The 14,199-nt window shown below is 52.2% G+C and carries 14 protein-coding genes; 9 read left to right on the forward strand and 5 right to left on the reverse strand.

Features of this window, described 5'->3' with window-relative positions; genetic code table 11:
* Positions 1 to 51 precede the first annotated feature (51 nt).
* From AC0LWM_RS10130 to AC0LWM_RS10140, 3 genes are all read right to left on the reverse strand, one after another.
* The gene (locus AC0LWM_RS10130; RefSeq protein ID WP_474674802.1) at positions 52 to 288 is read right to left on the reverse strand and encodes a hypothetical protein; all 237 of its coding nucleotides are present in this window, start codon (positions 286 to 288) and stop codon (positions 52 to 54) included.
* An 860-nt stretch (positions 289 to 1,148) separates the two neighbouring features.
* Positions 1,149 to 2,252 (reverse strand): ABC transporter permease, encoded by a 1,104-nt coding sequence (locus tag AC0LWM_RS10135; protein WP_474674803.1) that lies wholly within the window; start codon positions 2,250 to 2,252, stop codon positions 1,149 to 1,151.
* Positions 2,249 to 3,226 (reverse strand): ABC transporter ATP-binding protein, encoded by a 978-nt coding sequence (locus AC0LWM_RS10140; protein ID WP_474674804.1) that lies wholly within the window; start codon positions 3,224 to 3,226, stop codon positions 2,249 to 2,251. Before AC0LWM_RS10140 ends, AC0LWM_RS10135 begins: the two co-directional genes overlap by 4 nt.
* A 106-nt stretch (positions 3,227 to 3,332) precedes the next feature.
* On the opposite strand from AC0LWM_RS10140, the gene AC0LWM_RS10145 reads away from it, so the two are divergent.
* The 7 genes from AC0LWM_RS10145 to AC0LWM_RS10175 all read left to right on the forward strand — a co-directional run bounded on the left by AC0LWM_RS10145 (position 3,333) and on the right by AC0LWM_RS10175 (position 8,839).
* Positions 3,333 to 4,562, forward strand: a complete 1,230-nt coding sequence (locus AC0LWM_RS10145; RefSeq protein ID WP_474674805.1) for an aminopeptidase — start codon at positions 3,333 to 3,335, stop codon at positions 4,560 to 4,562.
* A gap of 183 nt (positions 4,563 to 4,745) precedes the next feature.
* Complete coding sequence (locus tag AC0LWM_RS10150) at positions 4,746 to 5,309, forward strand: class I SAM-dependent methyltransferase (RefSeq protein ID WP_474674846.1); 564 nt, start codon at positions 4,746 to 4,748, stop codon at positions 5,307 to 5,309.
* Between the two features lie 5 nt (positions 5,310 to 5,314).
* Positions 5,315 to 5,950 carry a phosphatase PAP2 family protein gene (locus AC0LWM_RS10155; protein ID WP_474674806.1) on the forward strand — a complete coding sequence of 212 codons (636 nt, stop codon included), beginning with the start codon at positions 5,315 to 5,317 and terminating at the stop codon, positions 5,948 to 5,950.
* Complete coding sequence (locus AC0LWM_RS10160) at positions 5,940 to 6,557, forward strand: DedA family protein (protein ID WP_474674807.1); 618 nt, start codon at positions 5,940 to 5,942, stop codon at positions 6,555 to 6,557. Before AC0LWM_RS10155 ends, AC0LWM_RS10160 begins: the two co-directional genes overlap by 11 nt.
* Positions 6,554 to 7,252: a response regulator gene (locus tag AC0LWM_RS10165; RefSeq protein ID WP_474674808.1), complete on the forward strand. Its 699-nt coding sequence runs from the start codon at positions 6,554 to 6,556 to the stop codon at positions 7,250 to 7,252. Before AC0LWM_RS10160 ends, AC0LWM_RS10165 begins: the two co-directional genes overlap by 4 nt.
* Before the next feature lie 7 nt (positions 7,253 to 7,259).
* Entirely contained in the window at positions 7,260 to 8,312 is a 1,053-nt protein-coding gene (locus tag AC0LWM_RS10170) for a sensor histidine kinase (protein WP_474674809.1), read from the forward strand.
* Positions 8,309 to 8,839 carry a phosphatase PAP2 family protein gene (locus AC0LWM_RS10175; RefSeq protein ID WP_474674810.1) on the forward strand — a complete coding sequence of 177 codons (531 nt, stop codon included), beginning with the start codon at positions 8,309 to 8,311 and terminating at the stop codon, positions 8,837 to 8,839. Before AC0LWM_RS10170 ends, AC0LWM_RS10175 begins: the two co-directional genes overlap by 4 nt.
* Before the next feature lie 72 nt (positions 8,840 to 8,911).
* On the opposite strand, the gene AC0LWM_RS10180 is transcribed toward AC0LWM_RS10175, so the two are convergent.
* A complete protein-coding gene (locus AC0LWM_RS10180; RefSeq protein WP_474674811.1) occupies positions 8,912 to 10,630 on the reverse strand; it encodes an ABC transporter ATP-binding protein in 1,719 nt (572 codons plus the stop codon).
* A gap of 197 nt (positions 10,631 to 10,827) precedes the next feature.
* Here AC0LWM_RS10180 and AC0LWM_RS10185 point away from each other — a divergent pair, with 197 nt between their 5' ends.
* Positions 10,828 to 11,724, forward strand: a complete 897-nt coding sequence (locus AC0LWM_RS10185; protein WP_474674812.1) for a DMT family transporter — start codon at positions 10,828 to 10,830, stop codon at positions 11,722 to 11,724.
* 19 nt (positions 11,725 to 11,743) lie between these two features.
* Positions 11,744 to 12,559: a Cof-type HAD-IIB family hydrolase gene (locus tag AC0LWM_RS10190; protein WP_474674813.1), complete on the forward strand. Its 816-nt coding sequence runs from the start codon at positions 11,744 to 11,746 to the stop codon at positions 12,557 to 12,559.
* Positions 12,560 to 12,677: 118 nt separating this feature from the next.
* Here AC0LWM_RS10190 and AC0LWM_RS10195 read toward each other — a convergent pair whose 3' ends face one another.
* A complete protein-coding gene (locus AC0LWM_RS10195; protein ID WP_474674814.1) occupies positions 12,678 to 14,165 on the reverse strand; it encodes an ABC transporter substrate-binding protein in 1,488 nt (495 codons plus the stop codon).
* Between the last annotated feature and the right edge of the window lie 34 nt (positions 14,166 to 14,199).

The following is a 14,199-nucleotide window of genomic DNA, read 5'->3' on the forward strand; positions in this document are numbered from 1 at the left end:
GCCGAATTCCGAAGCGACGGATTCGGCCGGCCTGCGTTCTGCCCGTCGAGGTCAGCTGCCGAATTCGGTAACCGCCGCGCCGGGCGGCTCATCTTCCCAGGCCGCACCATCGGCTGCGGCAAGCATCGGCATCGGCTGCAACCACAGATTCGCCTGATGGAGCATCTTCTGCTCTACCTGCTCTTTTTTTTGCTGCAGGAACGAGATGTCGGCATCGCCCGACGCACGAATCGTATCCGCCAGCCGCTGGCGCTCATCCATCCAAGTCGCGAATTGGTATAAAATCATCCCGGAAGGCTCCTTTGCCTTGTTTTGCAACCGCTATCATTTCATTTCCTTATTTTCCCCTTCCGCCTGACGAATTATACGCCGATCCATTCAACATGCATCGCCAATCGCCACCGAATTCGCCTCACAACTACCATCAGCATCTCATTGCACGATGAAGGAGCTCTTTATAGAGAAACAAGCTTCCAGAGCCGTTGACCTACCGTTTACACATTCAGAAAATTTTGGCTGAAATTCAGCAGCATAATTCTGAATTTCAATTGATAACTCGCGTTCCTATAAAGATTCAGAAAATAGTTTCTGAAAAACAGAATTTTTTGGCTAAAATAAGAAATTATTTTCTGAATTCCGCTCATTTCCCATCTTTTCCCCGATAATTAAGAAAATAGTTTCTGAATTTCAGAAATATTTTTCTGAACGCAATGACAGAAGCTCATCTCCACACAAGTAACGGTAAAATGGAAGAACTCAAGCATTCGACCTTGATGAAAATAAAAAAAGGTATAAATCCAGCCAAAAAAAATACCCACCCCAGCTAATGGAGTGGGGCAGGCTTCGATATAAGGCCGCGAACAGTCGCCGTGAATCGATTGGCCATTTGTTTCTTCGGCCTTGGACAATCAGCGCAATCGGTCGGACTTAATTCTCGGGCGTGATTTGAATCGGTGGGACTTTAATTATTCGACCGCGGACAATCGCCGTAAATCGGTCGCGCTTGATCCTTTGGCCGTAAGGCCCTTTGATCCTTCGACCTTAAAGCCTTTTGTTTCTTCGGTCGTAGCCCAAATGTCTTTTAGAGCCTCAAAAGACCGTCTGGAATAATGCTATTCAATAGCTCTCATTGGACGACGAGTTCCTCGTTATTCCCACTTGAAGGTGAACGTCGCTACGATAAAAGCCACGACCAGCCAGCCGCATAGAAGCAGCGCTTCGCCCCAAAGCTGGGTCAATCCGGCGCCCACGTTCATCACTTGGCGGAGCGCGGTCGACAAATGCGAGATCGGCAGCAGCTTGACGATCGGCTGCAGCCAGTCCGGCATGTTGCTGATCGGGAAGAAGACGCCGCCCAGGAACATCATCGGGAACGAGATAAACCCGGCGATCGGCCCTGCGCTTTCCGGGTTCTTCGCGACGCCGGCAATGATGAAGCCGATCGCCATAAACGCCAGCGTACCGACGATGACGAACATGAGCAGCAGCGGCCAGGAGCCGTTTACCTTCGTGCCGAATACAAGGTTTCCGATCAGCAGCACGATGACGGCTTGAATGCCGTTAAGCAGCAAGCGCGCCGTAATTTGCGCGGCGATAAAGCTCGACGCGTTCAGCGGCGTGCTCTGCATCCGGCGCAAAATGCCACGCTCCCGCCATGCCGCGATTTGACCGGCGACGCCGTTCAGGTTGTTGGACATGATCATCATGGCAACGATACCCGGCACGAGGAAATCGATGTATTGCAAATTGAGCGCTTGAATTCCTTCGGTTTTCAGCGTCAACGCAGGCTTGTATTGGACGATCTGCTTGCTGATGCCGTCCACGATTTGCGACATCGCGGTGATGGCGATTTGCGCTTTGACCGACTGCGTCTCGTCATAATACAGAAGAATCGATCCCGGCGTGCCGGCTGCCGCCGCTTCCTGCGTCAACGATTGCCCGTATCCGGCCGGGATCACGACGACGAGCTCCTTGTCTCCTTTGCGAAGCGGTGCAAGCGCCTGCTCGCGGTCGGTCGCCGTTTCGAGCTCGATCACATTCTGCTTATGGAGCGAGTCGATAAATGCTTGCGACGCCGCCGAACGGTCCTCGTCGATGATATATCCGGTCAAGGAGCCTGTTCCTCCTCCCCCGCTAAACGAACCGAGCATAATCATGAAAAATATGGGGAACAACAAACTCCAGAACAATACTTGCCGGTTTCGCCCGAATATTCGGAGTTGAGCGGCTGTTAGCTGCAAATAGGCTTTCATGCTTCTCTCAGACTCCTTCCCGTCATATGGATGAACACATCTTCGAGCGTTGCCGTCCGCGTCTGCAAGTCGGTGAACACGATAGCTTCCCGTTCCCCTTGATGGATAAGACCAAGCAGCGATTGCTGCAATTCGTCCGTGTACAATACATAGGTATCCTTGCGGAGATCGACCTGCTTCACCCCATCGATAGCAAGCAGCTGCACGCGAAGGCGCTCTTGTTCCGCGGCGCCCGCCTGCTCCATGGCCGGAACGCGAAATTCGATCGCACTGTCGGACTGGAGGCTGCGCACCAAATTTTGCGGCGTATCAAGCGCGATGACCTGGCCTCGATCCATCAGGCATATGCGGTCGCATAAGATGTGGGCCTCATCCATATAGTGCGTCGAGAGCACAACCGTCTTGCCCTGCTCCTTCATGCGCAAGATGATATCCCAGAGCGTCCGCCGCGCTTGCGGATCAAGCCCGGTCGTCGGCTCGTCCAGAAATACAACGAGCGGATCGTTGATCAGCGCCAAGGCGATGGCAAGCCGCTGCTTCTGCCCGCCGGACAAGCTTTTGACGCGCCCGTTCATCTTATCGCCGAGAATCATCGACTCCAGCAGCGGCTCGATCGGTACCGACTTGGCATAAAAGCTCGCGTACATCTTCGTAATCTCTTTTACCTTAAGCAAATCGAATAACGATGTCGACTGCAGTTGCACGCCGATGACTTCTTTGACTTTCTTGAGCTGCTTCTTCGTGTCGAAGCCGGCGACCTTCGCCGTTCCTCCATCGGGCTGGCGCAATCCTTCGATCATCTCCATCGTTGTCGTTTTGCCTGCTCCGTTCGGACCGAGCAGCCCGAATACTTCGCCTTTGCGCACTTGAAAATGAATCCCGTTCACCGCCGTGAAGTCGCCGTACCGTTTAACCAGCCCGTCGGCTTCAATCATGATTTCGCGTTCGCCTGGCTCCATGGTGCCGTTCGCCATACTCTGCCTCCCATCATCAATACCTTTTTTTCTTAGTATACCATTTATTAACGGACTGCAATTGCGTTACAATAGAATTGAAGGCTAACGATTAGGAGGAATTAAAATGACATTCGAACAAAAACTTGAACAATATGCAGAATTGATCGTCAAAGTTGGCGTTAACGTCCAACAAGGACAGGACGTCAACATATCCAGCTCGATCGACATGGCTCCTCTCGCCCGCCTCGTCACAAGCAAAGCGTATGAAGCGGGTGCGCGCAACGTGCATATCGACTGGAGCGACGATACGTTGTCCCGCTTGAAATACGAAAAAGCAGCCGATGACGTGTTCACGCAATTCCCGGAATGGGACGCACTCAAAAGAAATACGCTCGCGGACAACGGAGCCGCATTTATCTCGATCGTTTCCTCCAATCCCGATTTGCTGAAGGGCATCGACCCGCAGCGGATCGGCAACTTCCAGAAAGCGTCCGGCAAGGCGCTTGAGCAGTTCCGCCAAGCGATCCAATCGGACAAAGTGAGCTGGACGGTCGTCGCCGCCCCTTCGCAAGCATGGGCACAGAAGGTATTCCCCGATGCGCAACCGGAAGAAGCGGTCAGCAAGCTGTGGGAGGCGATTTTCCAATCGGTGCGCCTGAATACGGCCGAACCTATCCATGCATGGAACGAGCATAACGCAACATTACATAAGAAAGTGGACGTGCTGAACGCCAAGCGCTTCCATAAACTGCACTATAAGGCGCCGGGTACGGATTTGACCATCGAACTGCCTGAGAAGCATCTGTGGGTCGGAGCAGGCAGCACGAGCGCGGCCGGCGTCGCGTTCATGGCCAATATGCCGACCGAGGAAGTGTTCACGATGCCGCTCCGGAGCGGCGTGAACGGGTATGTGTCCAGCACGAAGCCGCTCAGCTACAGCGGCAACCTGATCGACCGCTTCAAGCTGACCTTCGAGGAAGGACGCATCGTGAAAGTGGAAGCCGAAGAAGGGCAAGCGATTCTGGAGCAGCTTGTCGATACGGACGAAGGCTCGCATTACCTCGGCGAAGTTGCTCTCGTGCCTCACGAATCTCCGATTTCGCAGTCGGGTATTCTGTTCTACAACACGCTGTTCGACGAAAATGCCTCGAATCACCTTGCGATCGGCAGCGCATATGCCTTCAATCTGGAGGGCGGCAAAGAAATGTCGCGCGAGGATCTGGCGAAGAACGGAGCCAACAACAGCTTGACGCATGTCGACTTCATGATCGGCTCGGCTGAAATGGACATCGACGGCATTCATCATGACGGCACGGTCGAACCGATTTTCCGCAAGGGCAATTGGGCGATCTAGTCGATTCAGCCACGTCCTCACGTCACCAACGAACAGGAAGTTACCGACCTCCTGTTCGTTTTTCATATCTTTATGAATCTGCAGTTTCACTACAGAATTTCTTTAGAATTTCCTTCACGGAATCCAAAGATTTGCATGCTACGATGAGATCAGTTGGAAGATCGAAGGGAGATATGCACGATGATGAGGGCAATCCAGGAAAAGCTGTTGTTTCTATATAAGTTTACACGCGCGCCGAAACAAATCGGCAGCGTAACGCCAAGCTCGATGTTTCTGGCCAAGAAGATGATCGAGCAGCTCGACTGGAGCAAGGCCGGCAATGTTGCCGAACTGGGCGCAGGCACGGGAGCGATCACCAAATTTTTCGATTCCGCAAGATACCCCCAAACGAACATCATGTTGTTCGAGCAGGACGCATTTTTGCGCGAACAGCTGGCGCGGCGCTTTCCCGATTACCCCTGTTACGCCGACGCATGCAAACTCGATCAGGCGTTGCGCAAGGAAGGCATCGAGCACCTGGATTGTATTTTCAGCGGACTTCCTTTTTTCAACTTCCCCCAGCAGTTGCGCGACCAGCTAATGGCCCAAATCTTCCTGTCGCTCAAACCGGGCGGATTGTTCGTCGCATTCCAATATTCCCAACAGATGAAAAAACAGCTGGAGCAGCAATTCGACATCCTTCATGTGCACTACGTTCCGCTTAATATCCCGCCGGCATTCGTTTATGTATGCCGCAAGAGGGCCTGAAGCTTATGCGAAAAAAATGGATTGAGCATGCGCCGCTGCTCTGGATGCTGGCAATTCCGATTTTGAACGTATTTTACGGCATTTTGAACCATGGCAAAGGAAACGTTAGCAATTTAACGACCCCTTGGGACGAAATGATTCCGTTCCTTCCGGTATTCGTCATTCCGTATTTGATTTGGTATCCGTTCGTATTCGGGATGTTGATCGTATTTTTCTTCAAAGACCGGATCGTCTTTTATCGCAGCCTGACGATTATTTGCATCGGGCTGGTCATAAGCTACCTTGTATTCTATTTGTATCAGACGACGATTATTCGCCCGATGCTGCCGCAAGACGGCATTTTATATTGGCTTGTCAATGTCGTATACTCGACGGATGCCCCGTATAATTGTTTTCCGAGCATTCACGTACTCACCAGTCACGTCGTCTTAAAAGCCGCGTTTCAATGTCAATGGAGCAAACTCGTCAAATCGGCCGTAGGCCTGACTTCTTGGGCGATCATCGTATCTACCCTATTCGTCAAGCAGCATGTGCTGTTCGACATCGCCGGCGGCATCATCCTGTCGGAGGTTCTGTTCCTTGTCGTCAGGAGATCCTTCTTCAAGCTAAGAAGAAAGGAGCGAATCATCCATGAATTATGATACGCTGGTAACGTACATTGAGCAGTATGGGTATTTCGCGTTATTCCTGGCTTTATGGCTCGGCATTGTCGGCATGCCGATCCCGGACGAGGTCGTTGTCATGACGGGCGGTGCGGTGACGTCGGGCGGCATGCTGCTGCCTTACCCCGCTTTTCTGCTGACCTACCTCGGCGTCGTATCCGGATTGTCCATAGGATATGTGCTCGGCCGATTTTTCGGCAAATCCGTTCTTGAACGGCTGAAACGAAAACGGAACATGAATCGTTATATCGATATTGCGGAAAAGCTGGTAAGCAAATACGGCAGCTTCGCCATCTGCATGAGCTATTTTTTTCCGATCATCCGCCATGTGATGCCTTATGTGGTCGGCCTTAACAAAATGAGCTTCAAACGTTACGCCCTCTTCTCGTTCACAACGGGATTTGTCTGGACGCTTATTTTTTTCACCGTCGGCCGTTTCGTCGGCGATCACGCCGGGGTGGTCGGCGATATGATCTACCGGATCGGATTAAAATGGCTCTGGCTCCCTTGCGTGCTGACCGCCGTATATCTCATCCTTCGTTATTCGGCACGCCATCCGCACTCTAACAGGAGGGATCAAGCATGACCAAAACCGTACTCGTCGCCGATGACGACCCCGAAATTCGCGACGTCGTTCATATCTTCCTTCGAAACGAAGGTTTTCAAGTGCTCGAAGCCGAAGACGGCTTGCAGGCCGTGGACTTCATGCGCCGCGAGGCGATCGACCTCGTCATTCTGGATGTCATGATGCCCGGCATGGACGGCATCAAAGCTTGCTTCAAAATTCGCGAGATGTCCAGCATTCCGATTATTATGCTGTCCGCCAAAGGCGAGGATATCGATAAAATTACGGGGCTGACGACGGGAGCCGACGATTATGTGTCGAAGCCGTTTAACCCGCTGGAGCTGATCGCCCGCGTCAAAGCGCAGCTGCGCAGGCAAACGTATGCCGCAGCGAGCGACAATCGTCCGTCCGCGGATAACGCGATCATCGAAATCAACGACATGGTCATCGATAAAGTTCGGCATACCGTTACGGTCCGGGATAAGGCCGTGTCGCTGACGCCGCTGGAGTTCGCCATCTTGGAGCTGATGGCCAGCCGCCGCGGCCACGTTTTTAATGTCGATAAAATTTACCAAAGCGTCTGGAAGGAAGACAAGTTCTTGTCCGATAATACGATTATGGTGCATATACGGAACATACGCGAAAAAATCGAGGACAATCCTCGGGAACCGCGTTATATTAAAACGGTATGGGGTGTCGGTTATAAAGTGGAGTAAAGAGCTGTTGTCCGTTCTGAACTGGAAGAAGAACATCCGCGCGTGGATGTTCTGGTCCGCGTTGTTCAGCTTCATTCTATCGATGCTGACGTCTATTCTATTTGAAAATGTGTTATCGTTGATATATGGCTTTCCGAGCGGTTTTGCGATGATTATCGTGACGTTTATTTTCTTCTTCTTTCTCTTCACGTACCCTATCGTCCGCTACTTGCGCACGCTCGCCGACGGTCTCATGTCGATTGCGCGGGGCAATCTCGATTTCCGGATTCCCGAGACCCATGAAGACGAGCTTGGCGAAGTCGCCAAGAGCATCAACTATATGGCGGGGCAGCTGCAGGATATGATCCGCAAGGAACGGCAAGCCGAGATTTCCAAGATGGAGCTGATCACGAACGTTTCGCATGATTTGCGCACGCCGCTCACGAGCTTGATCGGTTATTTGAACCTGCTGCAGAACGACGATTATACCGATCTCGACGAGCATAAACGGTACATCAACAACGCTTTTAACAAATCGCAGCAGCTGAAGAAGCTCATCGACGATTTGTTCGAATATACCCGCCTGACGAGCGGAAGCGCCCGCTTAACGATGCAAACCGTTGATTTCGGTGAACTTCTGGAGCAAATCGTGAACGAGTTCGAGCCGCTTGCCGCCGAGCATTCGCTTAAGGTGTCGACGAATCGGGAGCTGCGGCCGATTCTCGGGCGCGTTGATGTCGAAAAGATCGTGCGGGCGATCGACAACCTGCTTATGAATGCTCTAAAATTTTCATATAAGCCCGGCGAAATTATCGTCAGGTTGTTCGAACGGCAAAGCCACATTTATTTTGCCGTCATCAATGAAGGAAAGCCGATCACGAAAGAACAGGAAGCTCTTCTATTCGAACGGTTCTATAAAGCCGAAGCTTCACGCAACGATAACCATATGCCGCCCGGCTCGGGACTCGGGCTGTCGATAGCCAAAAATATCGTCGAGCTGCACGGCGGAGTCATGGGACTGAATCATCAGGATGGACATTATACGTTCTACATGGAACTGCCTCGAGGGATCAATTCATGAAACATTACGATTGGAAAAAGCTTTACCACTATGACAAACGTTTATTTTTATGGTGCAATCATTCGTTAAACCATTCTTTGCTCGATCGGATTTTCAGATGGCTCACGCATTTAGGCGGGGCTACCTTTACCGTTGCTTGCACACTTACGCTGGCTCTGCTGGCGCCAGGCAAATGGAGCGCAGCCGGCTGGCAAAGCTTCGCCGCGTTGTCGATCAGCCATGCGATCGCCGTCGTCATCAAGCGGAGATATCAACGAAAACGCCCTTACGAAGCTTTGCCCGAGGCGAAGCTGGGCAGCCGGCCGCTTCGGGATCATTCCTTTCCTTCCGGCCATACGACCGCGATCTTCGCTGCGGTAACGCCGATCATCTTCATTACCGGTTGGATTTCATTGCTCATTCTGCTGCTGGCCTTTATTGTCGGCGTCTCTCGCGTATATCTTGGACTACACTATCCTTCCGACTGTTTCGTCGGGGGAGTACTCGGGATGGTCACCGGTATCATCGTATCGATGATACATTTTTGATGCCCGCATGCACAAAGCAAAGCCGTCCGGAGCTTGATGCTCCGAACGGCTTTGTAGTTTGCGACGATTGACTTATACCGTCTCGAACTGAACCTGATACAGCCTTGCATATACGCCGCCGCGCCGTAGCAGCTCCTCGTGGCTGCCCTGCTCGGCAACGCCGTCCTCGGTCACGACGATAATCCGATCGGCATGCCGGATCGTGGCCAGGCGGTGCGCGATGACAAGCGTCGTCCGGTTGACGGCCAATTCGGTCAGCGCCTGCTGGATGACCGCTTCCGTCTCGGCATCGAGCGCCGATGTGGCTTCATCCAAAATGAGAATCGGCGGATTTTTCAGGAACATCCGCGCGATGGCGAGTCGCTGCTTCTGCCCGCCGGACAGCTTGATGCCGCGCTCGCCGATCGGCGTTTCGAAGCCAAGCGGCAAGCCGTCGATGAACTCCTCCAGATGCGCCCGGCGCGCCGCCTCGCGAATTTCGGCATCCGTCGCCTTCAGCTTGCCGTAGGCGATGTTGTCGCGCAGCGTGCCGTTGAACAAGAAGACGTCCTGCTGCACGATGCCGATTTGCGAGCGAAGCGACCGCTGCGTCATGCGGCGAATGTCGATGCCGTCGATCGTGATCTCGCCGGCATCCACCTCATAGAAACGCGGAATGAGGCTGCACAGCGTCGTTTTGCCCGCTCCCGACGGTCCGACGAACGCGACGGTTTCACCCGCGCGGACATTCAGGTCGATGTTGCGGAGCACGTGAGCATGGCCCTCGTAACCGAACGTTACGCCGCGGAACTCGATATCTCCCTGCAATCCCTTGACGTCGGTCGCATCCGGCGCGTCGGCCACGTCCGGCTCGACGCCGAGCAGCTCCATGAAGCGCTTGAAGCCGGCCATGCCTTTCGGATACAGCTCCATTAAAGCATTGATCTTCTCGATCGGCTTCATGAAGATGTTGACGAACAACAGGAAACCGACCAGTTCGCCGTAGGATAAGTCTCCGAAAATGACGAACGCCGCTCCGCAAAACAAGATGACGAGCGACATGAGCCGCGTCAGCAAGTACATGCCGGACGTGCTGTAGGCAATGATCCGGTACGAGTCCAGTTTCGCCTTGCGGAATTTCCGGTTATTCACGGAAAACTTGCTCAGCTCGTGCTCCTCGTTCGTAAACGACTTCACGACGCGAATGCCCGCCATGCTGTCTTCGACCTGAGCGTTGACGTCGGCGATGTTCGCGAACATTTGCTCCGCCGCCTTCTCCACCTTGATGCTGCAAATCGAAATCAGCCAGATCAGAATCGGCAAAGCGACGATCGCAATGCAGGCCAGCTTCCAATCGATCGCGAGCATGATGCCGAATGAGCCAAGAATCGTGACGATCGTAATGAACAAATCTTCCGGTCCATGGTGAGCAAGCTCGCCGATATCGAACAAATCGTTCACCATGCGCGACATCAGATGCCCGGTTTTCGTATTGTCGAAAAATCGGAACGACAGCTTCTGCACATGCTGGAACAGCTTCTGCCGCATATCGAATTCGATGTTGATGCCGAGCATATGGCCCCAGTACGTCACGACAAAGTTCAAGAACGTATTGAGCAAATAAAGCCCAAGCAGCCCAAGCGACGCCCATACGATCCACTGCCAGTTGCCGGAGGGCAGCAGGTCGTCGATCATCCACTTCACCGCCAGCGGGAATGCCAGCTCGAGCAGTGCGGCGATCAAAGCGCTGCCGAAATCGATATAAAACAACTTCATATGAGGACGGTAAAACGACATAAACTTGCGAATCATTCGCATCTTCCTTTACTTCGGTCTTTACGCGAAACGCACGCGCGAATCACAGGTCAAAATTATACCGTTCAGGCAATGCGGCGGCAAGGGAACGTTCCTTTTTAGCGAAACTATCATTGTACGGGTCCTGCTTTTGAGATAGAATGAAATACATTGAACCAACAGCCAGTTTACGCACCGAGAGGATTTTTAACGCTATGAAACGATCGATTATCGCCGATTCCGCTTTGTTGTTCGTTACCTTCATCTGGGGAACGACATTCGTGATCGTGCAAAACGCCATCCAATCCGTCCCGCCGCTGACGTATAACGCTATCCGTTTCACATTAGCGGCTGCGATGCTGGCGCTGATTATAACTTTACGTTATCGGGATCAATGGAAGGCGCTGACGTTCAAGAACATGATCGCCGGCAGCTGGATCGGCATTTGGCTGTTCGCCGGATATGCATTTCAGACGGCCGGACTTCTGTTCACCACCTCGGCCAAAGCCGGGTTTATCACGGGGCTGTCCGTCGTGCTCGTCCCTTTGCTTGCCGTAGCCATGCTGAAGCAGCGGCTCAGCTGGACCGCCTGGCTCGGCGTCGCTTCGGCGACGGCCGGATTATACCTGCTCAGCTTCTCGGGGTCGTTTTCCCTGAATACCGGGGATGTGCTTGTATTTTTCTGTGCTATCTCCTTCGCGCTGCAAATCATTTTGACGGGCAAATACGCACCCGGCATTTCACCCTTGCCGCTCGCCTTCTTGCAAATCACCGCGGTCGCCGTGCTAAGTACCGCAGGCGCATTCCTATTCGAAGATTTTGCGCCAGGACCGGCGCTATTCGCCAAGCTGGCGGAGCCGGACGTCCTATGGGCGCTCCTTATTACGGCAGGTCCCGCAACAACGCTTGCGTTCTGGATCCAGATGGTGTGCCAGCGTCATACGTCGGCGGCGCGCGTTGCGCTTATATTCGCGACGGAACCGGTATTCGCCGCGCTTACGGCCGTTCTGGTCGGCGGAGAAACATTGGGCGGACGCGCCGTCGCCGGATGCGCGTGCATATTGGCCGGCATGCTGCTAGCGGAGCTGAAACTGACAAAATCGACGATATAGACAAAAAGGAGAAGAAATCATGTATAAACTCATTGCCATCGACGTGGACGATACGCTGCTGAACGACGATCTGGTCGTTACGGAAGGAACGAAGGAAGCACTCTCCCGCGCAATCGAGCAAGGGGTTGTCGTTACGCTGGCGACGGGCCGGATGTTCGCTTCGGCGCAAAAAATCGCCCGCCAAATCGATCTGAACGTTCCGATCATTACGTACCAAGGCTCGCTCGTCAAACGGCTGCTCGACGAAACGGTGCTGTACGAACGTTCGGTTCCGCAGGAAGCGGCGCAGAAGCTGCTTGATTATTGCGAGCGGCGCGGCCTGCACCTGCAGCTGTACGTCAACGACATCCTCTATGTCAGGGAAGCGAACGAGAAGGCGCAAGGCTACAGCGAATTATCCAAAATTCCTTTTGTCGTCGAGCCGGGCTTCGCGAAGCTGCTCGCGCAGCCGACGACCAAAATGCTCATTATCGACGACCCGGATCTGTTGGATAAGGTTGCCATTGAACTCGGCGAATTGATCGGCGATCAGACGCACATTACGAAATCGAAGGCGCACTACCTCGAAGTTTTGCATCGCGAAGGCACGAAGGGCCATGCACTTCAATTTTTGGCAGAACATTACGGCTGTGCCATCGAAGAAACGATCGCCATCGGCGACGCCTGGAACGACCGCGAGATGATCGAGGTCGCCGGGCTCGGCGTTGCGATGGGCAATGCGATCGAATCGCTGAAGCAGGTCGCCGATTATGTCACGCTGACCAATAACGATGAAGGCGTGAAGCATGTCATCGATAAATTTGTTTTGAATGACGAACAAGAAAAGCGCGGATGACCGACGTCTTCCATTTATTTTTCCACCATTTATTGTCTCCTGTCTCCGCCAGCCTTTGCAAAAAAAAGCCGCTCGTTTCCTGACAGGGAAACGAAGCGGCAACTTGTGATTCATCAGCTTATTTACTTGCAATGTAAGCATCATACTGTTTCTGGCATTCTTTCTGGACATCTCGGATGCCTGCAGCTTCCAGCTCCTTCATCATCTTCGGCAATGTAGTCGTTGGATCAAGTGTTCCGGTATTAAGTCCGCCTCTGTATTTATCTGCAATAACTTTAATGGCAGCAACCTGTGCGGATACATTGGTGATATCGAAAGCAAAACCGATAGACTTGGTCGCTTTCAGATCCTTATAGCCATCGAAAATTTTCTTCCACATATCCGGATCTGCCTTGACACCATCAGAAGCCTCCACTGTACTTAGAGAATAAGAACCCTGAGAGAAGGGCCATGGACCATAGTTATCACGGCCAAGTTGTGTCTTGACAGCAAGACCTTCTGCATTCTTGTTCCAATGTTCACCCGGTACACCATAACGTAGAATGTCCCGATACTCCTGATTGGTGTTTATCAATTCCTGGAGTTTGAGAGCAGCGTCGATATTTTTGGAGTTAGCCGAAATAGCATTCATCGCACCACGGATGGAAGCGGTGGAGAGGTACGGACCACTGTACTTGGAGATCAACTGGGTGTATCCGTCACCGCCAGACCAGATTGCATCTGCTCCATAAAAACCTTGGCCATTCTTGACTGCAGAATATTTGCCTGTGTCTTCAACGGTAGCTGCATCCTTGTTGATGTAACCAGCCTTATACCAGTTATACAGAGCTGTAAGCCGATTGGTGAGGTCAGGATGATCATAAGTGATAACAACTTTGTTTTCGTCGGCAGTTCCGATCGCAGAATACGGAATACCGAGCATAACATCACGGTTAATCATGTCAAAGCTGCTATCTATTCCTGCAAGACCATTCTTATTCAGCTTAAGGGGGTATTCCGCATTGGCAGCAGCTTTATCGCCGGCTTTCCATGCATCCTTAGCAGCCCTAAGGTAAGATTCGACCTCAAAGAAGTCCATTTTATCCTTGACTTCCATCTTCAAATCATCTACGAACAAAGCTTTATCAAAACGCCAGAAAATTTCTGCGGCATAGTCCTTCTTGACCGGAATCGCATAAATCTTACCGTTGACTTTAGCGCCCTCCCACACGATTTCAGGCATGGTCTCATAAAGTTTCGGAGTCAATGTTTTCACTTTGTCGGTGATGTCCGCAAAGTATCCTGCCTGAGCTTGTAGAGCAAAGTTGTTGAACCATTCACTCGTAAACACCATATCAAATGGTTCACCGGATGAAAGGGCGAGTTTGGTTTTTTCATCATCATAATACAGCGTCTTCACAGTTACATTGATTGCCGGAATGGATATCTCGTTGAGCTTTGCTTCGACTTTTTCCTGATCTACCGGAACCTTGCCTGGGTTACCCATAATCCAGATCAATTCTGTAGGTTTATTCCCATCCTTCGTTTCATCTTGTCCGGTGCCGCACCCTGATGCTGTTACAATGAAGATAAGTGCCAGGATCAGAACGAATACTCTCTTCTTCATAAACGACCTCCTATAATTTATATTTACCGGAATA

This window comes from Paenibacillus sp. sgz302148, from assembly GCF_056120465.1.

What these genes read in the sequence shown, in the direction of transcription:
- AC0LWM_RS10130 (WP_474674802.1), bottom strand. Translation starts at nt 288, where the DNA reads ATGATTTTATACCAATTCGCGACTTGGATGGATGAGCGCCAGCGGCTG.
- AC0LWM_RS10135 (WP_474674803.1), bottom strand. Translation starts at nt 2,252, where the DNA reads ATGAAAGCCTATTTGCAGCTAACAGCCGCTCAACTCCGAATATTCGGG.
- AC0LWM_RS10140 (WP_474674804.1), bottom strand. Translation starts at nt 3,226, where the DNA reads ATGGCGAACGGCACCATGGAGCCAGGCGAACGCGAAATCATGATTGAA.
- AC0LWM_RS10145 (WP_474674805.1), top strand. Translation starts at nt 3,333, where the DNA reads ATGACATTCGAACAAAAACTTGAACAATATGCAGAATTGATCGTCAAA.
- AC0LWM_RS10150 (WP_474674846.1), top strand. Translation starts at nt 4,746, where the DNA reads ATGAGGGCAATCCAGGAAAAGCTGTTGTTTCTATATAAGTTTACACGC.
- AC0LWM_RS10155 (WP_474674806.1), top strand. Translation starts at nt 5,315, where the DNA reads ATGCGAAAAAAATGGATTGAGCATGCGCCGCTGCTCTGGATGCTGGCA.
- AC0LWM_RS10160 (WP_474674807.1), top strand. Translation starts at nt 5,940, where the DNA reads ATGAATTATGATACGCTGGTAACGTACATTGAGCAGTATGGGTATTTC.
- AC0LWM_RS10165 (WP_474674808.1), top strand. Translation starts at nt 6,554, where the DNA reads ATGACCAAAACCGTACTCGTCGCCGATGACGACCCCGAAATTCGCGAC.
- AC0LWM_RS10175 (WP_474674810.1), top strand. Translation starts at nt 8,309, where the DNA reads ATGAAACATTACGATTGGAAAAAGCTTTACCACTATGACAAACGTTTA.
- AC0LWM_RS10180 (WP_474674811.1), bottom strand. Translation starts at nt 10,630, where the DNA reads ATGATTCGCAAGTTTATGTCGTTTTACCGTCCTCATATGAAGTTGTTT.
- AC0LWM_RS10185 (WP_474674812.1), top strand. Translation starts at nt 10,828, where the DNA reads ATGAAACGATCGATTATCGCCGATTCCGCTTTGTTGTTCGTTACCTTC.
- AC0LWM_RS10190 (WP_474674813.1), top strand. Translation starts at nt 11,744, where the DNA reads ATGTATAAACTCATTGCCATCGACGTGGACGATACGCTGCTGAACGAC.
- AC0LWM_RS10195 (WP_474674814.1), bottom strand. Translation starts at nt 14,165, where the DNA reads ATGAAGAAGAGAGTATTCGTTCTGATCCTGGCACTTATCTTCATTGTA.